Origin of the sequence: Candidatus Nitrosacidococcus tergens, from assembly GCF_902810445.1 — a bacterium.
In the GTDB taxonomy this organism is placed as follows: domain Bacteria; phylum Pseudomonadota; class Gammaproteobacteria; order Nitrosococcales; family Nitrosococcaceae; genus Nitrosacidococcus; species Nitrosacidococcus tergens.
On record NZ_LR778175.1, the window covers coordinates 677,887 to 702,794 of the forward strand.

At 37.4% G+C, this 24,908-nt stretch carries 23 protein-coding genes and 1 pseudogene; 11 read left to right on the top strand and 13 right to left on the bottom strand.

What is annotated here, in order from left to right:
- Positions 1 to 43 precede the first annotated feature (43 nt).
- From dxs to metE, 3 genes are all read left to right on the top strand, one after another.
- Positions 44 to 1,969, top strand: coding sequence for a 1-deoxy-D-xylulose-5-phosphate synthase (gene dxs, locus NSCAC_RS03305; protein WP_197745002.1), 1,926 nt, complete (start codon positions 44 to 46; stop codon positions 1,967 to 1,969).
- 194 nt (positions 1,970 to 2,163) lie between these two features.
- The gene (locus tag NSCAC_RS03310; protein WP_197745003.1) at positions 2,164 to 3,450 is read left to right on the top strand and encodes a DUF1295 domain-containing protein; all 1,287 of its coding nucleotides are present in this window, start codon (positions 2,164 to 2,166) and stop codon (positions 3,448 to 3,450) included.
- Positions 3,451 to 3,589: 139 nt separating this feature from the next.
- Positions 3,590 to 5,863, top strand: coding sequence for a 5-methyltetrahydropteroyltriglutamate--homocysteine S-methyltransferase (gene metE / locus NSCAC_RS03315; protein ID WP_197745004.1), 2,274 nt, complete (start codon positions 3,590 to 3,592; stop codon positions 5,861 to 5,863).
- A gap of 233 nt (positions 5,864 to 6,096) precedes the next feature.
- Here metE and NSCAC_RS03320 read toward each other — a convergent pair whose 3' ends face one another.
- The 8 genes from NSCAC_RS03320 to hslO form a co-directional block, all read right to left on the bottom strand.
- Complete coding sequence (locus NSCAC_RS03320; protein ID WP_197745005.1) at positions 6,097 to 6,351, bottom strand: hypothetical protein; 255 nt, start codon at positions 6,349 to 6,351, stop codon at positions 6,097 to 6,099.
- A gap of 1,018 nt (positions 6,352 to 7,369) precedes the next feature.
- The gene (gene ttcA, locus NSCAC_RS03325; protein ID WP_197745006.1) at positions 7,370 to 8,263 is read right to left on the bottom strand and encodes a tRNA 2-thiocytidine(32) synthetase TtcA; all 894 of its coding nucleotides are present in this window, start codon (positions 8,261 to 8,263) and stop codon (positions 7,370 to 7,372) included.
- 36 nt (positions 8,264 to 8,299) lie between these two features.
- Entirely contained in the window at positions 8,300 to 8,908 is a 609-nt protein-coding gene (msrA, locus tag NSCAC_RS03330; protein ID WP_197745007.1) for a peptide-methionine (S)-S-oxide reductase MsrA, read from the bottom strand.
- A gap of 26 nt (positions 8,909 to 8,934) precedes the next feature.
- Positions 8,935 to 9,312 carry a DUF423 domain-containing protein gene (locus NSCAC_RS03335; RefSeq protein WP_197745008.1) on the bottom strand — a complete coding sequence of 126 codons (378 nt, stop codon included), beginning with the start codon at positions 9,310 to 9,312 and terminating at the stop codon, positions 8,935 to 8,937.
- Between the two features lie 31 nt (positions 9,313 to 9,343).
- A complete protein-coding gene (locus tag NSCAC_RS03340; protein WP_197745009.1) occupies positions 9,344 to 10,204 on the bottom strand; it encodes an NAD(P)-dependent oxidoreductase in 861 nt (286 codons plus the stop codon).
- Positions 10,205 to 10,209: 5 nt separating this feature from the next.
- Entirely contained in the window at positions 10,210 to 13,134 is a 2,925-nt protein-coding gene (locus NSCAC_RS03345; RefSeq protein WP_232085982.1) for an insulinase family protein, read from the bottom strand.
- A 74-nt stretch (positions 13,135 to 13,208) separates the two neighbouring features.
- Positions 13,209 to 13,943, bottom strand: coding sequence for an HAD family hydrolase (locus NSCAC_RS03350; protein WP_232085983.1), 735 nt, complete (start codon positions 13,941 to 13,943; stop codon positions 13,209 to 13,211).
- Complete coding sequence (gene hslO, locus NSCAC_RS03355; protein ID WP_197745012.1) at positions 13,906 to 14,778, bottom strand: Hsp33 family molecular chaperone HslO; 873 nt, start codon at positions 14,776 to 14,778, stop codon at positions 13,906 to 13,908. Before hslO ends, NSCAC_RS03350 begins: the two co-directional genes overlap by 38 nt.
- 237 nt (positions 14,779 to 15,015) lie before the next feature.
- Here hslO and NSCAC_RS03360 point away from each other — a divergent pair, with 237 nt between their 5' ends.
- From NSCAC_RS03360 to NSCAC_RS03385, 7 genes are all read left to right on the top strand, one after another.
- Positions 15,016 to 15,561 carry a 2OG-Fe(II) oxygenase gene (locus tag NSCAC_RS03360; RefSeq protein ID WP_197745013.1) on the top strand — a complete coding sequence of 182 codons (546 nt, stop codon included), beginning with the start codon at positions 15,016 to 15,018 and terminating at the stop codon, positions 15,559 to 15,561.
- Complete coding sequence (alkB, locus tag NSCAC_RS03365; RefSeq protein WP_197745014.1) at positions 15,548 to 16,210, top strand: DNA oxidative demethylase AlkB; 663 nt, start codon at positions 15,548 to 15,550, stop codon at positions 16,208 to 16,210. Before NSCAC_RS03360 ends, alkB begins: the two co-directional genes overlap by 14 nt.
- 31 nt (positions 16,211 to 16,241) lie before the next feature.
- Positions 16,242 to 16,364, top strand: a complete 123-nt coding sequence (locus NSCAC_RS08885) for a hypothetical protein (protein ID WP_269474128.1) — start codon at positions 16,242 to 16,244, stop codon at positions 16,362 to 16,364.
- 98 nt (positions 16,365 to 16,462) lie between these two features.
- Positions 16,463 to 16,807, top strand: coding sequence for a hypothetical protein (locus NSCAC_RS03370; RefSeq protein ID WP_197745015.1), 345 nt, complete (start codon positions 16,463 to 16,465; stop codon positions 16,805 to 16,807).
- A gap of 914 nt (positions 16,808 to 17,721) precedes the next feature.
- Positions 17,722 to 18,348 (top strand): response regulator, encoded by a 627-nt coding sequence (locus NSCAC_RS03375; protein WP_197745016.1) that lies wholly within the window; start codon positions 17,722 to 17,724, stop codon positions 18,346 to 18,348.
- A gap of 215 nt (positions 18,349 to 18,563) precedes the next feature.
- Positions 18,564 to 18,722 carry a hypothetical protein gene (locus tag NSCAC_RS03380; RefSeq protein ID WP_197745017.1) on the top strand — a complete coding sequence of 53 codons (159 nt, stop codon included), beginning with the start codon at positions 18,564 to 18,566 and terminating at the stop codon, positions 18,720 to 18,722.
- Between the two features lie 119 nt (positions 18,723 to 18,841).
- A complete protein-coding gene (locus NSCAC_RS03385; RefSeq protein WP_197745018.1) occupies positions 18,842 to 19,777 on the top strand; it encodes a hypothetical protein in 936 nt (311 codons plus the stop codon).
- Positions 19,778 to 20,531: 754 nt separating this feature from the next.
- Here NSCAC_RS03385 and NSCAC_RS03390 read toward each other — a convergent pair.
- Positions 20,532 to 21,440: a patatin-like phospholipase family protein gene (locus tag NSCAC_RS03390; RefSeq protein ID WP_197745019.1), complete on the bottom strand. Its 909-nt coding sequence runs from the start codon at positions 21,438 to 21,440 to the stop codon at positions 20,532 to 20,534.
- A 431-nt stretch (positions 21,441 to 21,871) separates the two neighbouring features.
- Positions 21,872 to 22,567 carry a hypothetical protein gene (locus NSCAC_RS03395; RefSeq protein WP_197745020.1) on the bottom strand — a complete coding sequence of 232 codons (696 nt, stop codon included), beginning with the start codon at positions 22,565 to 22,567 and terminating at the stop codon, positions 21,872 to 21,874.
- A 523-nt stretch (positions 22,568 to 23,090) separates the two neighbouring features.
- Between NSCAC_RS03395 and NSCAC_RS08950 the strand changes: the two genes are divergently transcribed.
- Positions 23,091 to 23,261: a RepB family plasmid replication initiator protein gene (locus tag NSCAC_RS08950; protein ID WP_197745286.1), complete on the top strand. Its 171-nt coding sequence runs from the start codon at positions 23,091 to 23,093 to the stop codon at positions 23,259 to 23,261.
- Positions 23,262 to 23,475: 214 nt separating this feature from the next.
- On the opposite strand, the gene NSCAC_RS03405 is transcribed toward NSCAC_RS08950, so the two are convergent.
- The 3 genes and pseudogenes from NSCAC_RS03405 to NSCAC_RS03420 form a co-directional block, all read right to left on the bottom strand.
- The gene (locus NSCAC_RS03405; protein ID WP_197745021.1) at positions 23,476 to 23,829 is read right to left on the bottom strand and encodes a replication initiation protein; all 354 of its coding nucleotides are present in this window, start codon (positions 23,827 to 23,829) and stop codon (positions 23,476 to 23,478) included.
- A pseudogene (locus tag NSCAC_RS08910) lies at positions 23,804 to 24,163 on the bottom strand (RepB family plasmid replication initiator protein). Before NSCAC_RS08910 ends, NSCAC_RS03405 begins: the two are co-directional and overlap by 26 nt.
- A 148-nt stretch (positions 24,164 to 24,311) precedes the next feature.
- The gene (locus tag NSCAC_RS03420; RefSeq protein WP_197745022.1) at positions 24,312 to 24,548 is read right to left on the bottom strand and encodes a hypothetical protein; all 237 of its coding nucleotides are present in this window, start codon (positions 24,546 to 24,548) and stop codon (positions 24,312 to 24,314) included.
- Positions 24,549 to 24,908: the final 360 nt, after the last annotated feature.

The window sequence follows — 24,908 nt, forward strand, 5'->3', positions numbered from 1 at the left end:
TCTGAAATTAGAGAATGAAAACTCCCTGATTACCAATTTTAATATGACTGCTATAGCAAATTATCCTTTATTAAACCGCATTCACACACCAGAACAAATACGCTTCTTATCAGAAGCAGAATTAAATATACTTGCGGAAGAATTACGATCTTTTTTACTCCATTCAGTTTCTCAAAGTGGTGGTCACTTCGCCGCAGGTTTAGGTGTAATAGATCTTACCATTGCACTTCATTATGTATTTAATACACCAGAAGATCGATTAGTTTGGGATGTAGGGCATCAAGCCTATCCTCATAAAATCTTAACTGGGCGAAAGGATTTATTAACAACTATCCGGCAGCTTAATGGGCTAGCACCTTTTCCTTCTAGAGCAGAAAGTCCTTATGATACTTTTGGGGTAGGACATTCTAGTACTTCAATTGGAGCAGCTCTAGGTATGGCTATTGCTGCAGAGCAAAGTAGTAGTAACCGTAAGGCAGTAGCAATTATTGGTGATGGGGGTATGACTGCAGGCATGGCCTATGAGGCCTTAGATCATGCAGGGGCTTGTGGTTCAGATCTGCTAGTTATTCTAAATGATAATGAGATGTCTATCTCTCCAAATGTAGGAGCTCTTTCAAGTTACCTTACTCGGTTAATGACTGGTAGTTTTTATGCCACAGTTAGAGAGGGTAGTAAAAAAGTACTAGAGCGGATGCCTCAACCTATGTGGGAGCTAGTCCGACGTACCGAAGAGCATGTAAAAGGTATGGTTGTTCCAGGGACACTATTTGAAGAAATGGGGTTTAATTATTTTGGTCCTATTGATGGACATGATTTGCCTGTATTAGTTAGTACATTACGCAATTTATATAAACTTGGCGGACCTCGATTGTTGCATGTTGTAACTAGAAAAGGGAAAGGGTATTCATTAGCTGAAAAGAATCCCGTTACTTACCATGCAGTAGTGCCTTTTGATCCTAAAGTGGGTATGGAAAAGCCAAAGAGTGTAGCAAAAACAAAGCCAACACTTACTTATACTCAAGTATTTGGTCAATGGCTCTGTGACATGGCTTATTTAGATAGCCGTTTGATAGGAATTACCCCTGCTATGAGAGAGGGTTCAGGACTTGTAAAATTTTCGGAACAATTTCCAAAGCGTTATTTTGATGTAGGTATCGCAGAGCAACATAGCGTTACTTTAGCTGCAGGAATGGCTTGTGATGGCTTAAAACCTGTGGTAGCTATTTATTCTACTTTCCTACAAAGAGCTTATGATCAGCTTATTCATGATGTAGCAATTCAAAACCTACCTGTATTATTTGCTATTGATCGTGCAGGTATTGTGGGTCCTGATGGTCCTACCCATGCAGGTAGTTTTGATTTAAGTTTTCTACGCTGCATTCCTAATATGGTTGTCATGACACCTGCTGATGAAAATGAATGCCGGCAAATGCTATATACTGGATTTATGCTCAACCAACCAGCTGCAGTGCGTTATCCCAGAGGAAAAGGTATTGGCATAGATGTTGATTCAGAAATGACTCAAATTCCCTTAGGTAAATCAGATCTTAAACGATCCGGATCAAAAGTTGCTATTCTTTCTTTCGGTGCCATGCTCGCACCTGCTTTAGAAGTAGCGGAAAAATTAAATGCTACAGTCTTAAATATGAGATTTGTAAAACCTATCGATGAAAAAGCTATTATAGAAATGGCGAGAACTCATGAATTGTTGGTCACGATAGAAGACAATGTTATTGCAGGCGGTGCTGGAAGTGCAGTAAGTGAGTGTTTAGCAAAACATGGAATACTCATCCCAATACTGCACCAAGGATTACCAGATTATTTCCAAGAGCATGGTTCAAGAGAAGAAATTCTTGCTAGTTGTGATTTAGACTCAAAAGGGATCTTATCGGCAATTCAATCTTGTCAAAATAAACTGAATTATGCAAAAGCAAATGCACAACAAATAGTTAAAGCTATTTCTTAACATTTTCAAAAATAAAGTAGCCTACTCTAAAAATACACTTACTACTATCCTCTATAGCATCAGACGTAAACACAGAGCTAGATTCTGTCATTTATTAGAATCTAATTTATTCCCTTTATTGTTACTCCGATCTAGCACAAATAGCAAAAACATCTCTAACATTTTAACTAAGTTAAAGCAAAGTTAGATAAGAAATGAAACTTTTTAAAAAGCCGCAATATAAAAATCAAAAAGAGAATATACCCTCAAATAAAAACATCCCGCCTCCTTCTGCAAGTAATTTTACTGTTAATTTTTTAGCATTAACGGTAGGGTTAGCTATATTAGTTATTCTTCAGTGGTGGTGGCCATTTTCTACATTTCGTAATGGAGTAATTGTTTGTACGGTAATAACTACTATTATTTGTACTTATGATTTGTTTGTTGCTAAAGTTTGGCAGCGAGATTCGGCAGGATTAGTTGGATTAAAACCTCGGAAAGCATCATTACAACGAGTACTCGTTAAATTAGTGGGTCTTGCATTTAGTCTTGCTGTGCCTACACTAGCCTATCTCATTTTTCCAGAATATCAAGGTACATTCTATCAACCTTGGTGGGAAGTATTAAAAATTATCGGGATTCCACTGCTTATTTTATCCCCTATCTATTTTTGGTGGATAGATGGATTACAACGTGACCCATACGACGATTATTGGCACCTTGGTGCAGTATTCTGCTGCTTGGAAAAACCAAATCGAAATCGTATCGCTCATCACTGGGGCGGATGGATAGTAAAAGGCTTTTTCCTACCTTCAATGTTTTGCTATTTGGTTGGTGTGAATGCCAATCTTGAAACTGCAATTCATAGTTTTACAAGTATGGAAGTAAAGCATTGGCTTTCGGTGTATACATTTTTTTATAATTGGCTGTATCTTGCAGATATAATAGTTGCCGTTATTGGCTATACTGTGTCTCTTCGTATTTTAGATACCCACACTCGTACAGTCCAGCCAACAACGCTTGGGTGGTTAGTTACTCTAATATGTTATGCCCCGTTCAGCCTAGCTATTAATGATAAATTCTTACATTATCAAATTGATCATTGGGGATGGGGAGCGTGGTTACATAATCATCCATACATACAGATTATTTGGGGGTTAATGATTCTTAGTATGATTACTATTCATGCTTTAAGTATGTTAACCCTTGGATTGCGTTTTTCTAATCTAACCCATCGAGGAATCGTTACTGATGGGCTTTTCAAATATAGTAAACATCCAGATTATATTTGTAAGAATATTTCTTGGTGGCTTATATGGGTTCCCTTTATCCCTGTAAATAACCCTTGGATGGCTGTACGAAGCTGCATATTATTAGCTATGGTAAATTTTATTTACTATATGCGTGCAGTTACCGAAGAACAGCATTTAAATGAGGATCCAACCTATCGTGCATACGCTGCATGGATTGCAGAATATGGATTATTTGCAAGATTAAAATGATTACTCTTTATAAAATAGCTCTCTCTTCATGAATATGAATTTGATTCATATTAATCTTAAAATTATTAAATTGCATTAATAAACTACCTAAGCCAAACTATATATTATTTTTTGTAAATATATAAAGAGGAATTTATTTGTGATTTTAGCGCATAATTTGGGGTTCCCCAGAATGGGAGATAAGCGAGAGCTGAAGTGGGCCTTAGAAAACTATTGGAAAGGACAGCTAAGTCAAGAAGAATTAATAAAAGTTGGTCAAGATTTACAAAACTTACACTGGCAGAGACAAAAAAATGCAGGACTGGATCTAATCCCGGTGGGTGATTTTTCTTGGTATGATCATGTACTTGATATGTCGGTTTTGCTTGGAGTAATTCCTCCTAGATTTGGTCACCCAGGTGGGGGTGTGGATTTGGATACCTATTTTAGGATGGCAAGAGGTCGCAGTGTCCATGGTACAGAAGCGGCTGCCTGTGAAATGACTAAATGGTTTAATACCAACTATCATTACATTGTACCAGAATTTCAAGATCATCAGGATTTTTCTATATCCAGTAATATGCTTTTTGAGAAAGTGGTTGCCGCTCAAAAGCTTGATGTACCTGTAAAACCTGTAATTCTAGGTCCATTAAGTTTCTTATGGCTGGGAAAAGCTAAGGGAGAAGATTTTGATAAATTTTCCTTACTTGATAAACTTTTACCAGTTTATGGGCAAGTACTAGAAAGATTGAAATCTCAAGGAGTAGAATGGGTCCAGATTGATGAGCCAATTTTAGTTTTAGATTTACCTAATGACTGGAAAACTGGATTTGAAAAAGCTTATGCCCAATTAGCTAATTCAGGATTAAAAATACTTTTAGCTACCTATTTTGGTGCCTTAGGAGATAATACTCAGCTTGCTTGCCGCTTACCTACTGAAGGATTGCATATTGATTTAACCAGTGCTCCTGCTCAGATCACTAAAGTACTCGATGAGCTTCCTGCCTATAAAGTACTCTCAGTTGGTATTGTGGATGGTCGAAATATTTGGCGTAATGATCTTGAAGCCAACTTAAAAACACTTGAGTATATAAAAGAACGGTTAGGGGATCGTTTATGGGTGGCTCCATCCTGCTCTTTATTACATAGCCCAGCAGATCTAGGTTTAGAATTTAAATTAGATGGTGAATTAAAATCATGGCTCGCTTTTGCTACCCAAAAAACTAAAGAAGTAGCTACTCTAAAACGTGCGCTAACAGAGGGTAAACAGACTGTTGCTCATGATTTACAAGCTTCTACTGCTGCTCAGCAAAGCCGCCGTCAATCTACTCGCACTCATCAAGCCAAAGTAAGAGAGAGGGTAGCTGGAGTAAATGATAAGTTAACTCAGCGCCAAAGCTCCTATGCCGATCGGGCTAAAGCTCAAAAGGAAGCACTAAATCTACCACCATACCCAACTACTACTATTGGCTCTTTCCCTCAAACAGCTAATATTCGTAAAGCACGACAAGAATTTAAGAAAAATATCATTTCTGAAGCAGAATATGATATGCACATGAAAGAAGAGATTAAAAAAGCAATTGTCGAGCAAGAAAAATATGGTTTAGATGTGCTGGTTCATGGGGAAGCTGAACGCAACGACATGGTAGAGTATTTTGGAGAACAACTGGATGGATTTGCATTCACTCAATATGGATGGGTACAAAGTTATGGTTCTCGCTGTGTCAAACCTCCTATTATCTATGGAGATATAGCACGTCCCAATCCTATGACAGTAGATTGGATTAAATATGCTCAATCCTTAACTAGTAAATGGGTTAAAGGGATGCTCACTGGACCGGTTACCATTTTACAATGGTCTTTTGTGCGAGATGATCAACCTAGAGCAGACACTTGCTTGCAAATCGCCCTTGCTATCCGAGATGAAGTGGTAGATTTAGAAAAAGCAGGTATTAAAGTTATACAAATTGATGAACCTGCCTTTAGGGAAGGGCTACCCCTGAGGAAAGCAGATTGGAATGAATACCTAGATTGGGCGGTACGCTGTTTCCAGATTTCTGCCGCTGGAGTAGAGGATAGCACCCAAATTCATACTCATATGTGCTACTCAGAATTCAATGATATTATTGCTTCCATTGCTGCTATGGATGCGGATGTAATTACTATTGAAACCTCTCGTTCGGATGGAGAGTTATTACAAGCATTTGCTACCTTTAATTATCCTAACGAAGTAGGGCCAGGAGTTTACGATATCCACTCACCAAACGTGCCTACCTCGGAACAAATTGTGAGTTTAATGCGAAAAGCAGCAAGATATGTGCCATCAGAGCGACTTTGGGTTAATCCAGATTGCGGATTAAAAACCAGAGGATGGGAAGAGGTAGAAGCTGCTTTATGTACTATGGTTGAAGCAGCTAAAACGCTTCGAACTTAAGAGGTTATAAAGTTTAGGAATTCTGTTTTTTACAGAAAAAGCACAGGGAAGTGTAAGCTAACTTATTTTTTAGCCATTGGATGAGTTGTGGTGAGGCCTGCGGCTAATAATAAGCCTGGAGGTACTGTAATCAATTTTAATCCGAACTGGAATTCTTTGATCTAAATGTACCAAATTCAACTGCATATGGCATATTTTTGGATGTATTCCTGAGTGTTACCAGAGATTGGAACTCAGGTAAGATGATACTTATCTCGGAATTTCAGTAGCTCTTTCTCCTTTGTGGTTATCTCATGCATGGCAATATGTCCATTCAGGATAATCTTACTCAGATATTTCGCATCTTTCTTTCCGTAAGCAATAACTAATGCTTTCCTGATAGCTTTCTCTGCTGGCAACCTACGAATGTATCCAGTCAAAGTCATGTTATCAGGATGCTTTAGCTCTAGGTTAATAGTATCTAATTCCTTTTGTTGTTGCTTGTTCATGATTTATCTCTTAGATTGCTGTGCAGTAAGACCTTACACAAGAATGAGATTACATCCCATTCAGTGTGCAAGGTAATACAGTGTTAGATAAATGTTACTTTGCTGACTGAAGTAATAGTGACTTCAGTTGTTTCAACGACTTGTTTGCCATTGACCATCCGTCCAGTCTTACCTTCAGCCACAACCAATGTAATTGTTTCATCAACATCGTCTCCTGATTTGAAAAGGACAGAGTTGTTCTGGTTAGTACAATTAGATTGGATTGTTACGTTGATTGAGTTTCCGTTTGAACATGCTTTGAATAATGAATCGTATTGGCAATTGGTTTTTGAGAGTTCACCATTCTTCCAAAGTTTAGGCCATATACCACAAACACCTAACCATTATTTTCCCTCGTTTTGGACATACAATTTTAGTTGTGGAATTGTATCGCCTGCTACTACCTTTTGCTTTTTACCATTGTTCTTTATCCCTCCACTTACCGGGGTGAGCGTAGATGTATTGGAAGAAGTAGAAAGGTCGATTGCTTCGTTGTGTGAATTAAAGTCGAAGTCAGGCATGTGTATTCTCCTGTAAAAATATGAAAGTGAATAAACTATTTGACAGGGAGAACAGCAAGCACCAAGTACTCAACATTCTATAGGCCACGCATGATTGAGAATTGGTGTTTACATACTCAATAAATTTCTCAAATGCTTTAATGTCATCGGACACAATTGGTCTCCTAGATTATTTATAGTTAATACAGTTAAATGATAGAGATGATTTTGTCTTGTCTAGGCATACAATAGGTTTTTGTATTTTCTATCGCTTTTAACACAAATTCGCATAGCTGTATCCGACTCTTTAAGTTTTAAATGAAAAACAATTCAGCCACTTAGCATTACAAGTAAGCGGGTTCTAAATACAAAGATCCAATTATAAACTAGGGTGTTTGCTACTTAAACAAATCCCTGTTACCAATTATTCTTGCGGAAGAAAGAGAAGAATTTATTAGAAGGTGTGAGAAATATAGTTTTTAAACTTCTTGATTACTATCAATTGACGAAAACATTTTTGAAAAATCAAAGAGAACCTCCTCATCAAAGGCTTTATCTCCGTCTGGAAAAGGAGTCTCTTGCTGCTTAATATGATTAAATTCATATAAACTAGGATCAGCTAGATGAGAAGGTTTAACATGCTGTAATGCACGAAACATGGTTTCTAGTCTGCCAGGAAATTTCTTATCCCAGCTCTGAAGCATCTCTTTAATGACTTGCCGTTGCAAATTAGGCTGAGAGCCGCAAAGATTACAAGGAATAATGGGAAATTCTTTAATGAGTGCGTAAGCTGCTAAATCTTTTTCTCGGCAATAAGCAAGAGGGCGAATGACAATATTTTTACCATCATCACTTAATAATTTTGGCGGCATTCCCTTAAGTGTGCCTCCATAAAACATATTTAGCAGTAGCGTCTCCAGAATATCATCTCTATGGTGTCCTAGTGCGATTTTAGTAGCTCCTAATTTTTCAGCAGTACCATAGAGGATTCCTCGTCGCAAGCGGGAGCAAAGAGAACAAGTGGTTTTCCCCTCTGGAATGACTCGTTTAACTACACTATAGGTATCTTGTTCAACAATGCGATAGGGCACTTGAATCGATTCTAAGTATTCAGGCAACAAATATTCTGGAAAGCTAGGTTGCTTTTGATCTAAATTAACTGCAATAATTTCAAATGAAATAGGTGCATGTTTTTGAAGATTAAGTAAAATATCCAAAAGCCCATAGCTGTCTTTTCCTCCAGAAAGGCATACCATTACCCGATCTCCAGCTTCAATCATATTGAAATCATCAATAGCTTGCCCTACCAAACGGCGTAATTTTTTCTGAAGCTTATTGGCGTTATATTGAGATTTACGAGCTAGAACGTCCATATTAAATACTAGTTTTTCTTAATTATTAGAGATTAATTAAGATGGAAAAAGAACACCTGTACCTCCTACTCCGCAGTAGCCATCTGGATTTTTAGCTAAATACTGCTGGTGATAAGGTTCAGCATAGTAAAATTTTGGAGCTGATTTAATTTCAGTTGAAATAGCTCTAAATCCTGCTTGTTTTAAGGTATTTTCATATATGGATTTAGATTCTTCTGCTGCTTGATTTTGTCGCCCATTATAAGTGTAAATAGCCGATCGGTATTGAGTGCCTACATCATTACCTTGGCGCATTCCTTGGGTAGGATCGTGGGATTCCCAAAATACTTTTAGTAGATCTTGATAGGAAATAATATTTGAGTCAAAAACTACTAATACTACCTCAGCATGGCCTGTAATACCTGTGCATACTTCTTGGTAAGAGGGGTTAAAGGTATAGCCCCCGCTATAACCTACACCAGTAGTATACACATCATCGAGCTCCCAAAACTTTCTCTCTGCCCCCCAAAAACACCCCATGCCAAATAAAATTTTTTCCATCTTTTCAGGGAAAGGAGGGGTAATGGAGTTGCCCTTAATAAAATGCCTTCCTTGCTGATTTATTTTTATTTTTCGATTAATTAATGCTTGATCTAAGATGGGCATAGTAAAAATAAACAGAACTATTGTTTTTAATAATTAGCACGTAAAAGAGCAAAACTAAGTAGTAACCAAGCAATAATAAAGCTTATACCACCTAGAGGAGTAATTGCACCTAACCACCGTATCCCAGTAAATGCAAGTAGATAAAGACTACCAGAAAACAGAATAATTCCTGTAATCATAAGCCTGCCTGACCATTTAATGAATGAGCTATCTCCAAGTTGATGTAATAAAATTCCGATAAAAATAAGCCCTAAAGCATGGTACATATGATAATTTACCCCGGTATGCCATATTTCTAGCATACGGGTTTCTAATCTATTTTTTAATCCATGGGCACCAAAAGCACCTAAAAGGATACCTAAAGCGGCAAAAGATGCACCCGTACTAATGAAAAATTTAGCCATATTCTTTTATTTTTACCTTTGTTATACAGTGTCAAGATAAGCGGGATTTTAGCCTAAATAGGGCAGAAATATCTTCTTCTCCAAATCCCTGATCTATTAATGTTTGATAATGAGTAAAAGCTGTTTCAGTGAGAGGTAGATTAATGCCTAATTGTTCCCCAATTTCCTTACAAATTTGTAAATCTTTTTGGTGTAATTTTAATTTAAATCCATGATTAAAAATTTCTTTCATCATGGTGTTCCCTCTGTGTTTTAAAAACCAGTTACTTGCTGCACCTTGAGTAATCACCTCTATTACTTTACTCATATCTAGTCCCTGTGCTTGACCAAAAGCCAGTGCTTCTGTAACTGCTTCATTAATACCTGCTGCCATGACTTGATTTACCGCTTTGGTCGCCTGTCCCGTTCCTACCTCTCCCATATGGGTAATAGAATTACCCATAGCATTAAGCAAAGGATAGACTGTATTTAATGCATTTGCATTTCCACCTACCATAAAAGCGAGTGTACCTTGGCAAGCTCCTTCTACCCCTCCTGAAACAGGAGAATCTAGAAAATCTCCCCCTTTACTGCGAACAATACAAGCTACTTTTCTCGCAGTTTCACTGCTGGTAGTAGAGCAGTCTATAATAATATGCTGTTTACTAAAATAGGGATGCAAACTATCTATAACAGCAAGTACATCCTCATCTTTAGAGACACAGATAAAGATAATTTCTGTTTTTTCTGCAAGATCTTTAAGCTGTTGTGCTGATGCAACACGTAACTCTTTTGCAAGAGTATCCGCTACACTCTGAGTTCTATTCCAAACAGTAGACAAAAATCTATTTTTGGCTAAATTTCGTGCCATAGGTATACCCATAGCACCTAGTCCAATAAATCCTGCTCTCATAGCTTTTATAGATGATATGCAGTCAATCCAAGACCATCTAATTGCTCAAGCCTAGCTGTATTAGTAAGGATAGCAACACTGGCTTTTTCGGGCTGAAGGTATTTTTCTGCTACCTCTTTAAGATTATTCAATTGAACTTCTAAAATACGATTACGAAAACGGCGACATTGCTCTGGGGTACGCCCATAAAGTTCATTATAAAAAGTACTTCTAGCTTCCCCAGCAGGGGATTTTGGCTTATCAATGGCACTAATCACACCTAAAATAGCTTCTTCCACTAAACGCCATGGATGATCATTGTCTAATAGCCACTGTACTGATTGATCAAAGTCTTTAAGAGTCTCAGTAAGCCGAGGATCCCGATAGGAGAAAAAGCGAAAAGCACCGCTTTCCGAATCTTGACCAGCGCCTCCCCCATAAGCACCTCCTTGTTCACGGATAGTACGGTGTAAATAGTTATTACGTAAAAAACCACCAAGTACTGAAAGAGCAGCAGCATCTGGATGATCAATAGGTACAGTAGGATAGGCTTTAGCACAGAAATTAACTTGGGTATTAGCAGTCCACGCCTGATATACCGATTCTTGTATTTTCGGTAATGTTAGTCTAGTAAAAGTACTAGAATCAGTGTTGCTACTCTGTCCCCAATATTGAGATAAATTTTGAAGAAACTCTGATTGATGTTCTTCTTCGCTAATTAACAGTAATTGGCGAGGAGCAGATAAAATACGTTTATGAATTTGCTGGAATTTATATGCTAATTCTTCACAAGATTTTTTATTTTCCAGGCTTGAATCCAATTTTTGCAAGAAAGAAATACCAGCAAGACCAGTTAAGTGATGGGAAAGGGCAGCAGAGGGGCTCATACCGCTAGATGCTGCGAGCATAGCAAGACTATGACCACTGCCAGTAATACTATCTTCCCATCCTGATCTGCGTTGTGCCATGATTTCTCGTAAGTGATCTAGCTCATCAAATCTTACCGATTCTAGGGTAGCTTGTAGTAATTCATTTAATGCCCTGTGATTTCGATTTAACGCTTTGCCTGAAAAAATAAAATGGCTATTTGTCTGTTGTAAATCATCAATAGCGCTGCGTAAAGTGGTACTTGCACTGATTCCGCCACTGATACTACTTTGCCAAATCTGGGTTTGGCGATAGTCTCGATTTCCTACCCCCAACTCTGTTAAACAAGCACTATAATGAGGCAATACTGCTAATAACTCATCCTCTAAATAAGGTAAATCAATCACAATATGTTGATAAACAAGACCATTAGTCCCTTGACTGTAGGAGGTAAGGGGTAAATTACCCACTTTAGCTTTTTTCCCTTGAGGAATAGTTAAATCTGAGGAAACATCTTCAATTCCTACTTTAGGCAAAATATCAGGATTATCCTGCTTTTGTTGACGAGCTGTGAGGGTAGCGGCTAAATCTACAACAGTTTGTTTCTGTGCTTCACTCATTTGAGATTTAAGCTGAGCGAGTCTAGATTTTTCTATCTCAGTTCGTTTTGTGCTTAAGTGGGAATCTGGTTTTAGTATTAAACGAACTCGGTGGAGGTTATTGAGCAAATTTTCCCGTACTAAATTTTGAATAAAGTTAGGATTTTTAATTTCCTGTCGAAGTTGTGCTAAAGCAGGATCAAGATTTAATAACCCCACCGGATCTCCATAATGAATCGCACTGGATAGTCCTCCTAATAATAATTGAAGCCCATAAGGCATTCGATCGCCACCCACTTCTCTTTGGTGTAATTCTAACTGATGAAGTACCGCATCTACTTGTTCTTGAGGAATACCTTTTTCAGCTACTTCTTCTAAAACTTCTAATATTCTCTTCTCAAGGGTGTCTGCATGTTTAGGATCGGATCCTTCAATACCGCAGACAAAGCTCATCTCTCGATTGCTTTCTTCTAAACCACATAAAGGAGAAGGGGAAGATCCTAACCTACAAGTTTCTAGTAAATAGCGTAGGGGTGAGGCACTATTCTCTAATAATACCTCAGAGAGTAAATGAGCTCTTAATTGAGCAGCTAAGTCAGTGCTTTTACCTAAAAGCCAACCTAATACAATATGAGTTTTATTAATAGCTTCTTCAGAATCTAACGCATAGGTTTCTTCAATTTGAACGGGTGTATGGTAACGTTTTTCATCAGAAACTTTAAAGTGAAGATTTTGGCGATCAAAGGAAGAAAGAGCATAAGACTCTAAACATTCGTGATGTTTTTGGGCTGGAATATCCCCAAAAGTCATAAAAATTGCATTAGAGGGGTGATAGTGAGTTTCATAGAATGCTTTGAGCTGATCATAGGTTAAATCTGGAATACAACTGGGCTCGCCGCCACTATTATAGTGATAAGTTGTGGTAGGAAATAAATGACTAGAAAGGGTATGCCATAACATAGAAGTAGGAGCACTCATCGCTCCTTTCATCTCATTAAATACTACTCCTTTAAATACTAGATCGCTTTGGGGATTATTAGGTTCTTCAAACTCTACTCGGTGACCTTCTTGAGAAAAATCAAAATAATCTAAATTGGCAAAAAATACTGCATCTAAATAAACTTGCAGTAAATTATTAAAATCTTTCACATTTTGACTAGAAAATGGGTAAGCTGTCCAATCTGAACTCGTCATGGCATTCATAAAGGTATTTAAAGATCGGCGTAGCATCATGAAGAAAGGATCTCTGACGGGATATTTTTTACTACCGCATAGCACGGTATGCTCTAAAATATGAGCAACCCCAGTAGAATCCATTGGAATCGTACGGAACGCAACTAAAAAGCCATTTTCTGGGTGATCTGCTGCTAAATGGAAATGTTTCGCTCCAGTTTTATTATGATCATATTCTTCTACGGTCAGATTAAGAGAATCAATTCGCTGGCTCCGTAACCACTTAAATGCAGAATGAGTAGAAGATTTCATGCTCGCCGTATTATTCATAAATATTTACTTTTACCTTAATAAATTTAGTTTAAGAGAAAGTGAGTATTAATCTATTATAGCCACTGCTCTAATTCATAAAGATTATTAATCATGCTGTTAGGAGGAGGTAGTTCCTCTGGCCACATCATTTCATTACGATTAATCCAAATAGCATGCATTCCTACCTGTTGAGCTGCAACAATATCGTAAGTTGGATGATCTCCGATATGAATAGCCTGATATGGCTTGATTCTAACTTTCTTAAGTATTTGATAAAACATATCTGGATCAGGTTTAGCAGTACCTGCAATAGCTGGTGTTAAAGAAATTTGAAAATAATTCTTTAAAGACGTTTGGCTTACTTCTGCATTTCCATTCGTTATAGATGCTAACGTATAGTTTTTTATCAAATACTCAAGCACAGGAATTACATCTGGATAGGGTGTTATTTGATTACGTGCTTCAAGAAAAATATTTATCGCTTCTTTAGCCAAAGCTAAAGAATAGCCAAATTCTTTTAAGAGCTGACTTAAAGAAATCATCCGCACCGCAGTAAGATTATAGGCTATTTCTGGGTATACTTTGCGTACAAGCTGTCTGTGCTCTTTTAAACTCTCAATATTATGTACTAAAGTTAAGCGAGGGGCTTTTTTTTCTAGCCATTGAAGCTGAACTTCTTCTGCCTTTCTTAATACCTCTGTACTAGGCCAGAGCGTTTCGTCTAAATCAAAAGAAATTAATTTAATTTGTGATACTGTATCCATCCATGGTTTAGTGATGAGTGGATGAAGTAGGGGTTTTAATTCCACTGCTAAATAGCTGGGTAATATCTACTGAATCAAAACTATATTGTCGATTACAAAACTCACAAGTAACTTCTATTTTCTCTTGCTCTGCTAGAGCTAGTCTCACCTCCTTTTCCCCTAAAGTAACCAGCGTACGCTCAATACGTTCTTTACTGCAGCTACAACGAAAAAATACAGGCTCTGGATCAAATAAACGTACTTGCTCTTCATGAAAGAGGCGATAAAGTAATTCTGTACAGGGAAGGTTTAATAGCTCTTCTGAGGTAATTGTGTTAGCAAGTAAAGTAATAGACTTCCAATTGACTTCATGATCTTGTTGGCTAGGTAATTCTTGTAAGAAAAAACCTGCCGCTTTTTTTCCATTAGATTCTAACCATATCCGAGTTTGCAACTGCTCAGATCGAATAAAATAAGATTGTAATGCTTCGGCTAAACTCTCTCCTTCTAAAGGAACGGTGCCTTGGTAAGGGGAGGCGCCTTCTCTTTGCAAGGTTAAAGTGAGCTGACCAGAATGGTAGAGCTCTGAAAATGATTCTTGTGGAGAAATTTCTCCTTCCCATCGAGCTAGCCCTCGAATAGCTCGTTGGTGAGATACTTGTGCTACTAATGCTTTAATAGGTCCTGCGCTTTGTACTTGAATAATCAGTGTACCTTTAAATTTAAGGGTAGCAGAAAGTAATACTCCGGCAGCCAATAGCTGACCTAACTGAGTTTGAATAGCAGGGGGATAAGCATTATAAGAGAGAATAGTTTGCCAGCTGGTATTTAATTGCACCCATTCTCCCCGAATTTCTGCTTCTTCAAATAAGAAACGATACAATAAATCTTGATCAGTCATAATAGAAACCTATCAGCTTTTACCTTACCTTTGAAGAGTATTAAGCAAATTCAGATTAATTATCTTAAAAATTACTATAGGAATATGAAATCTATTTCTCATTTACCTTGGAATCAAATTTATCAAGATTTAAATACTTATGGCTATGGGAAAATTTCAAATTTATTGGATTTAAAAGAGTGCCAAACACTCATTGCTTAATATGGTAATGATTCCTTATATCGAAGCAAAATCACCATGGCTCGCTACAATTTTGGTCAAGGAGAATATAAGTATTTCACTTATCCTTTACCCACTATTATAGAGAAACTGAGAAGTGAATTTTATCCATATTTAGCACACCTAGCTAACCAATGGTATCAGCAATTGAATATAGAGACTCTCTATCCTAAAGTGTATAGAGAATATCTACAAAAATGCCACATCCTAGAGCAAACTCGACCCACTCCTCTAATTCTTAAATATGAAATGGGAGATTATAACTGTTTACATCAAGATATTTATGGAACAGAAATTTTTCCATTGCAGATGACTATGCTATTATCTCAGCCCTATCAAGATTTTACTGGAGGGGAATTTGTATTGACCGAGCAACGACCACGGATGCAATCTCGAGTTGAAGTAGTTTCATTACATTGTGGAGATGGAGTTATTTTTCCAGTAAGCCAGAGACCCATTGAGGGTAAACGGGGATTTTATCGAGTAAATATGCGTCACGGTGTAAGCCGCTTACATTCAGGTAATCGCTATACATTAGGCATTATTTTCCATGATGCCCGATAATTTTTCTGATGATCTATTTTCTAAGGTAAATGGAGATGTACGTCAGTCTATTGGTGCCCAAGCTTATATACTGCGTGGCTACGCACTGCCCTATGTAAATAGTATTTTAACCGTTTTAAGCACTATATTAATTCAAGCACCTTTACGGCATATGATGACTCCTAATGGACAAAAAATGTCAGTCGCTATGAGTAACTGTGGAAGTTTAGGTTGGACCAGTAGTAAAAAGGGGTACTGCTATACCCAACAAGATCCCGAAACAGGGCAAGATTGGCCACTCTTACCTAAAGTATTTTTAAAACTAGCCTATAATGCGGCTAAAAGTGTAGGATTTTCTAAATTTATTCCTGATGCTTGTCTGATTAATTCTTATTCCCCTAGTACCCGATTAAGTCTCCACCAAGATCGAGACGAACAAGATTTAAGTGCACCTATTGTGTCTGTATCCCTAGGAATTAGGGCAGTATTTTTATTTGGAGGCTTAAAACGAAAAGATTCCCTTCAAAAATTCCCTATTTACCATGGAGATATTGTAGTATGGGGTGGAGTAGATAGACTTCGATATCATGGGGTACTTTCTATTGCAGAATCAGATCATCCATTATTAGGTAAACAACGGATTAACTTAACATTTCGAAAAGCAGGCTAATTATATCAATTTAGGTTAACAATCATTACTTATGGATAATATATTTCTATTTTTTGAGAAAATAGCTTATTTCTCTGAGTTTGTTTTCCATTCACCTTTAGCGGCACTTACTTTTGTCCCAGTGCTTATTGCTGCCAGTTTATGGGCAGATTAGTTAAAAATTTAAATTGTTTCCCTACTGGAAAATACAAAAAATAGTTCTATTCTTAAAAAAAGAGAGGTAGTTTTAATTTTTTATTGTGGAGGAGTACCATGATGAAAAAGATATTATTCATAGGGTTAATATTGGCAACAACCAATGCAGTAGGACAATCATTAACTACTTATAATCTTTATAGAGTAGGTTACCCTTATGCGGGAGGTTACCCATCAGAAGAAATAATCTATCAAGGACCAGAGATAGTAGAAGTCATACCTTCTACACCTATCTATGGTAATCCCTATGCAGGAAACAATTATATGGGCTATCCACCAAGAATGGTTTATCCAGCACCTAGTGTGATAGAGGTAGTACCTGTACCTGTTATGCCAGTTCCTCCTGTAGGTGGTTTTGCTGAGTTTGGTGGTCCGGGTGGCTGGTTTGGATTTGGCTGGTAGTTAATTTTCTATTGCCTCTTTTAAGCAAGTGACTTAATAACAACTTTCAGGGTTGCTACTACTCTGGCTGTAACATTGGCAAAATCTATCTGGCTATTGCCCTAGGGTACAAGGCTTTGATGAACAATATCAAGGTCCGCTGCAGCAGATTTAATGCTGCAGCTGGCAACAGCGTACCAACAGGGCAAACTCAAGACTTACCTGCAAATATTGTAGCAACACGCTACTGACCAGTAATTTACCCTTTAGTGATCTGGTGCCTTGGCTAACGACACAATGTGCACAGTCGTAATGTTCGATCGATTATTACATTTTCGATGTAAAAAGACGGTGCACAAGGTGCTCAATCTGTATCATATGCACAGAATTGTATCAGCAAGAGTTACTATCACTACCAGCCCAAGTTATCATTATCATAGGAAAACGAGATCATTGCCGACAGATTGGTGCGTTTGACCACAGCTCAACGCAACTGAATCTTTAGGCTCTGCTTTGTATACCTACACAACATCAAGAGATTCACATGAAATCGCAAACGGATATACCGCATCTCATGGTGATCAGACTAGAAGAAGTATAAAGCCCTTCAGAAAATATGTAGGGGATTTTACGGACAGAATTGTGGGGAATTACCTTTACATTTAATCATCGAAGCCTATCCTAGGCTTTATCTTGGTCTAGAGTGAACTTGAATTTCAGTCTACCGGCGGAATGATCTGCTTGCTCTAGCAGATCATTAAATAGCACGGGCGATCCGACTGCATGCGCTAGAGCAACGATTCCGAGTACATCAGTAAGATGCTGTTGCTGGCACATCACGTTCATTTGCAATCTATTACTAAAAATGGGAGTATTATTGTTGCACCGGCTAGATAATTAATAATTTCATATTGTCTGACTTTAGATGAGCTATTATGCCGATAAGCATTATACTTGCCGATAAACACGAAATATTCCGTCAAGGTCTAGCTGCTCTTCTAAATGCAACGGAAGGAATCACGGCTCTGGCACAAGCTGACAACGGTCTAGATGCATGGTATCTCATTCAGAAATACAAGCCCGATATAGCTATTGTTGAGATCTGTATGCCAAAAATGACTGGCATTGAAGTCGCCTGCAAAACGATTATGGCTGGTCTTGCTACGCAAATCATTCTGCTCACTGCTCAAGAGGACCCTAGTGTTGCCATTTATGCTCAAGAAGCAGGTGTTTCAGGCTACGTCCTCAAGAACGATAATTTCAAAAATTTGTTGACCGCTTTACAGATCATAAACACCGGCAGCATCTTCATATCTTCCGATATCTGCTCCAAGCTTCGCCAACTGAAGCATCAAAAAAAGACTGCCGCAACACCCTCGCCGAAGGAACAGGAGGTAATTCGTTTGATCGCCTTGGGAAAAAGCAGCAAAGAAATTGCCCGACATATGAATATCAGTCCGCGAACAGTGGATACTTATCGTGACCGACTGATGAACAAGATCCAAGCACATTCCGTGGCTGACGTGGTGCGTTATGCAGTTCGTGTAGGGATAGTTGAGTAAGCATGGCAAGAACTCTGATCGCTGCATCTCACAGCAATCAAACTAAAAGTATAAATCTCTTCCTGAAAGTTATAGATCCCTTCAGAAAATATGTAGGGTGTTTTACGGATAGGGTTGTGGGAGATTGCCTCTATATCTGGTTATCGATATTTATCATAGATTTATCTTAGTACAACATACACATAGTCGTTTATGAATAGTTAAGAGGGAATCCCATGAATTTTGTAATAGTGGAAAGAAACCAAAAAAATGTACCAAATTCAACACAGCTTGAAGCTGCGATGCATGTTGTAGGTGGCAGTGAAATACAGATTAGAGGTACTGATGCTTGTAGAAAAGTGAAATATACTGGGTCAGTCAACCATAATAACTAGCATTTTTACTCTTTAAATTAGGAGGAGAATAAATTAATCATCAAGAATTAAGGAAAAATAAAAGATTTCTGATTTATTGCTTAGGAGATTCGTTATGTCTAAAGTATTAGGAGCCAAAAATGAAAACGGTTAAATTTAATGTTAAAAATAATTTACCAACCCAAACAACTAATCATGTGCTTGTATTCTTAAAACCTGTCCAGCCTCAATCTGATTACCAATATTTTGCTTGGCAAGATTTAAATCCTTCACAAGGTTATATAATACCCTTTGATTTTTCAATAGATATTTCTGTTGCAGTTGGTGATATCAATGGTGGTTTGGGATCGCCAACATCTATAAATCCTGGCCAGTGCTTTACAGCGATTAACCCTAATGGTCAAACGCCCAAAATTGATAACATAGATATAAATAATGTTAAACCAGAACAAGCTGGTATTGTCAATGGATGCAATACACCAGACACTCGAATTGTTTTAGTTTGGAGTAACAGAGGTAATAGGGTTATAACAGTTGGTAAAGGAGCAAATGATATTATAAATGTTGGTAAAATCGTTACATTTGAGCTTGAACCATCTCTATATTTTATGGCTGCTGATCCAACTATCACCGGCCCCAATTTCACGCTACAGGACTATTCGGATACTACAGAGTATAAGCTTAACGTAGGAGATAGTGAAGTCGATGTATCATGGACGCGTGGTACTGATTCGGGTAAAGATGAATTTATATTCACTCGTAAATCTGCCATCCAATCAGTGAATATTCTGGACTATGCACATTCTGTGCAAAATAACCTAACCGATTTCAATCTCACTGGAATCAGTGTCAAAGACTGGGCCGGCAATACCATTTTTGCAACTGCCCCGAGAGGCAAATACTCAAAAAATAATGGCCTAGAACAAGTCATTACGGAAGGGGCAAATGTTTTGAATTCTCTCCAAGAAGGTCAGCGTTATTTAGTTTATTCAAATCAACTTCCAGCAATGGGTGTTATTTATAATGGTCAAATACCACAGAATGGATATTTTGATCTCTGGTTTGTGTCCCAGTAGTAATTGTTTTAAAGGTAACTAGTGTAACCGTATTTGTACTAGTTACCTTGGTCACCTCTAAAATAATTAATTACTAAGTTTAATATGATAAAGCTTTATCAAACGATTACTTGCTCATGTAGTTTTAACCTTATCACTGTTTTTATCAACCAGCTAAGTCTATCTTTCGTTGTCTTTTTTTGTTCATAGAAGTTTAAATTACGCTTTCATCTTTTAGCTGCTTTCTAAATCTAGATAAAGTTGATTTAAGTATACTCAATTCTTCGCATGCTTCCTTAGCACTAACTCCCTCTTCGCCACAATCAGCAATCAAGCTAATCAGTCCACTGCTTGTCGCTCTCTAAAACACTATAATAGCCTAATCTTGCCGTAAGGGGGACTGGGTTCTATATCTACACCATAGAAGTGACAGCTTTTAGTAAAATCAACTCAAAACCTACAGCCTTCTGCAGAATAAATGAGGGTAAATTTACTTTGTTAATTGCTCTTTTTTCCTATTTCTTAATTTTTTCCTTTTTAATAATTTTAGGCAGTCTGTATCCCTTTATTAATCGGAGTTTAAGCTATTTAAATATGAGAACAATAAAATTCTCATATTTATAGCTATAGATTACCTTTTATGGATAATAAACAAATAGTAAAAGCTATGCTACCGTAACTATAGTGAATTTTAGTGATTAACTAACATATACCTATTATGTTATTTGTATTTGCTTCAAATGCTTTTTTTTGCATGGAGGAATTTTAATCTATTTTATCTACACCATTTGTTTATCATATCTTTAGCAGCACACCATTCTGGCGATTTTTTTGCTGACTTAATTGCCTCATTCATTACTGTGTAATCAGCTGGGGAATAGGAATCAATTGGAACTTCTTGACTCATCACTGGGTTAATTCGCACCAATGAGTCGCCCAGAAGCCCCTCTGCGATCCGAGTGATGTTCGATGACGAAAGATTAAACATTGCGTTTAGAAGCGCCATTGCTGGTACATCTTTATCCTTGCAAGGATACATCCAAGTGCTCGTTCCCCATGTCTTTGGTTTAGGGATTGCTGAAGGTGGAATTCCCATAGGCGACAATCCAGTGCCGAACGAGATTACTTCGACCTCTGAGTATCCAGCCACTAACTGCCCTTGCTGAGCGAGTTCAATACTATTTAGAATTGGGTTGTTGGCAAAGATGCCACCATCGGCAAAAAACCCCATCCCTGGCACCTCGTACGGGGGAAAATAAGCCGGTGCAGCTGAAGTAGCAAGGCAAGCGTCAATAAGCTTAACCTTACTGTAGTTTTCTGGTCCTTGATTACTGAACATTACCAGCTTCCACTGTACGGGCGAGGCGGTAAGATCATCCAGTTGTGCTGTGATTGCCATCACCATCTTATCTCTCGGTAGATCACCGAAAGTGCGGTTACCAATATGCGAGGTCATAATTTTCGTCAGCCCGTCAGCTGTATAGCTGCAGCAAAAAACACCAGGTTCAGCACCACTAACCGATGTTGCCTCTTCTCCTCGCTCACTCCAGCAATCAGCCCAAGTGACCTTAGTGAAGATGTCAGCAGCTTGGATAGCATAGATGTTCCGCACTTCTTTAATGTCAACGCCTGCACCCAAAGCAATCGAAATCAGCCCCCCCGGTTGAAGTTCCTGCAAACCCATCGGCCAACCTCAACAGGTTTCCATGAGTCTCTTTGTTAAGTTCCAAGATCAAAGATGAAGTGATATAGCCTCTAATACCTCCCCCATCACATGTAATAAGCTTGAAGGTCATAAAAAATTTTGTATCCTAATTAATTACCTTAGATTATAGAAAAATTAATTCTCTTTTTACCTTTTTTATTGGCAGCTAATTAATAATGTTTGCCTACTCTAAAAGGTTAAATAGTTTGAATTAACCCCCTGCAATATACGATATATTCCCATACCACCCACTAGCACCTTGCTGGAAACCATTTGGCAAAATTTGTGAGTAACCGCTTAGAAAAGCACTCGCTTGCAACAAGAGTGAAATCCAAAAAAATATCCCCTTGCTGCAAGCGAGGAATCAAGCTCAGAAGAATTTAGATCACGATTCTGATCCTATAGAGCAGCTATGATATGCTCCTCCAATAATTCACTCTGTCCTCCAATACCACACTCCGTTCGATGAGCAATGATTGCAATTCGTCGCCAGGCAGAACAGTTTCACCCCAAATAGCCTTACCCCAAGACCAGCCATTATTGATCTCGTATTGTACTTCACGCTCAGTTTCTTTACCAAAATTAAACAAACCACTAGGACTGAAAGCTTTATAAGTGACTGATCCTGCCACTTTGCTCTCAGCGGAGAACATCACCAGCACCTTTTGTATGGGCGCCATGGTAATGAGATGGCCTGCACCATACAAAGGAAGTGCACATAGGGGTGAAGCTTTGTCACCAACCATTTGAGAGATGCCGCTGGTGAACTCGGTACCTATGACATTATTCCGAACACTTATTGTCTCAGGTACCCCTCTTCCCACTACATCTCCGGTTCCAGCTTCAGAGTTGACAACAAGAATCTGGCCAAAATCTATATTATATGCCGTACTGGCACTAACTGTGCCATTGGGTATCAGAGAGTCCCTTGAGGTATACGCCTGATACTGCTCGGTCCATTTAATTTTGGTCGTTTTCAAATAAATATTTGTTCTGAACCAAACTAAGGGAGCTGCAGTTTTATCTATTGAACTCGCTTGAACCGCTTTAAAAGCATGTAGGTAATAAAGGCCAGCCTTCAGTTTATCAACCGTATCTCTGTCCATGTTAATCCTTAGAGTATATGTCGTGGCCAATATTGTGCGTTCCGATTTAGATAACTCTACCGATTCATCTGACCAAGTAAAATTCCAACTTAACTGATTACCGCCTGCAGTTGTTGCTAGTTCATTTTGAAATTTATTATGCTACTAATTATTTCTTCTTCTGAGAAAGCTAAACCACAAAGTTAAGTAATAAAAGAAATACATTAAGGAGCTCTTTTTTAACTGCTACTCTTTTTCTCTAGGGTAAAAACTAAAACTAGTTTAAGAAATGATTATTTTTACAAGACGGCTAAGGTCTCTAATAATCTAGATGTAATTAACTAAAATTTAATATCGTTTTTTAAGTAAAAAGGCTTATTTTTTCCTTTTAAAATCTTTTATTTTATTTTAAGTGCTTTTAAGCATTGATAAGTAAAGGCATTATAAAGATGTTTGTAAGAATTTATTTACTAGGCAATTTAGTTATAAAAGACTAACAGCGAAGGGAAATATCAAAGTTGCTAACAGTAGATGAGTAAGTGAGATTAGCTGCACCGATAAAGAAGCTACCATAGAGTTCATTTTCGCTCCCTCGCCCTCGGTTATCTCTCTAATTACAAAGCTCGAGAAACACTTCACCAGCTACGGATTGAATCAGGTAAGCAGTCTTTCTAGTACCTATGCTGTACGTCTATATGAGCTGATCATTGCTTAGAAAAGTACAGAGAAAGTATCGATTAAGCTAGCCAAAAAACCAAAAGCACTTGCTAAGCAGCAAACTAAACTCAATTACTATTAATAAAATATATAGCCGCAGCCAGTTGGCTAAAATAAAAACTTTGCTCTAAAACGTTGGGGCATTTAGAAGGGATTAAACTGCTTTTGGAGGAATTATTTAGATTAACAAGGGGATATAATCATGTCAATCTTTACTTGATCACTGCCTTTAACTTGGCTATCTGTTCTTTTCCTTTGCTTCTCTGTTCTTTGGTTAGGAGCTGGCTGGCTTTGTAGAATTCTTTAGGCTGGGCTTTTACCTTATTATTATTCTTACCTTCGAAAATAAACTCAATAGAGGCTATCTTACGGCCTTTCTTAATGGGCTTATAAGTAGCTTTCAATGGGCTATGTTCATTAATCTGCTTTATAGATACCTCCAATACAAACCGTCTAAAATTAGCAAATAATGGATACTTCTTTTCCAATTGGAGCATAGTACGTAAGCTAGCTAGTTCTATAGTACGATTTCCTATATTCCTATACTGAGCTAATAAATAGTTCATAGATACGGATAGCATAAACACTGCTGATATTAGCTATATCTGATAGAGCATATTTAGTAAATTCTCTCTTTAGAGTTGTACCTCTTGCACCCAGCGCATTTTAATAGACCTGCCATAGAGTTTTAATATCGTCCTTTAAATCTCTATACGCTGTCTTTTCATGTATTCCTAGCTTTTGTAAATCCTCAACACTAACTAAATACAGTTCATTATCAGTAATAGGCTGGTTTTTACGTATCTTGCTAATAGCAATCAATATAATCCGCTGTTCAATAATACTTAGGCTATAAGAGGCTTCTGTAACCCTATTAGCTTTTACTATCTTACTTGTGATTTATATTGATTCTTATAAGTAAACATTATTAGCCAATTATCACTGATAGGCCAAATAGTATAAAACAGAATATAAGACCAATTATAGTTGTTATTATTCCGTTACTTTTCATCTCTTTAATTGACAAATGATCCACTATTATCTCCATTTACCAAGCATGCCATTTAAGTGTTGTATTTAAAGCCTCTTGTGCTTTTTTTCGAAATAGGATTTTAAGTCTTATATCCTGCGTTTCTTCCGCAAGCTCTAGATAGCGCTGATAGATACTAATAAAAGTCTCTGCATTACTCCTGCGAGTTTGCAGATATTGAATGAGTTTTTCTAAGATCTGGATTGATTTCCAGTTGGTATTTTTTCTTAGGGTTATATTTTTAAAATCATTCATGTTTTTTCCTTTCCTTATATAAAATGGTTTTAGGGTTATTTTTATATTTATAATCTAAAAATTATTCAAAAATAGTATGTTACAGAAAGAAAATTTCAATAATGTCATCAAAAAATCTCTTCCTTTAAAATTTAAATAAGCAAAAAATATACCAAAATGTATAAATGGTGCAGATTTATTAAAATTCAATCTATGATAGATCGAATAAACATATTCATTTATCTGTTTATATTAAAAATTAATTTTTTATAAAAATTAATCTACTTTTTAATCTACTTTTGCGCTAGAAGAAGCTATTAGGGTTATTTGCTCTAGATGATAGTTTTTTAGCTAAGGAGCGTCATTATTAGTGACGTTATT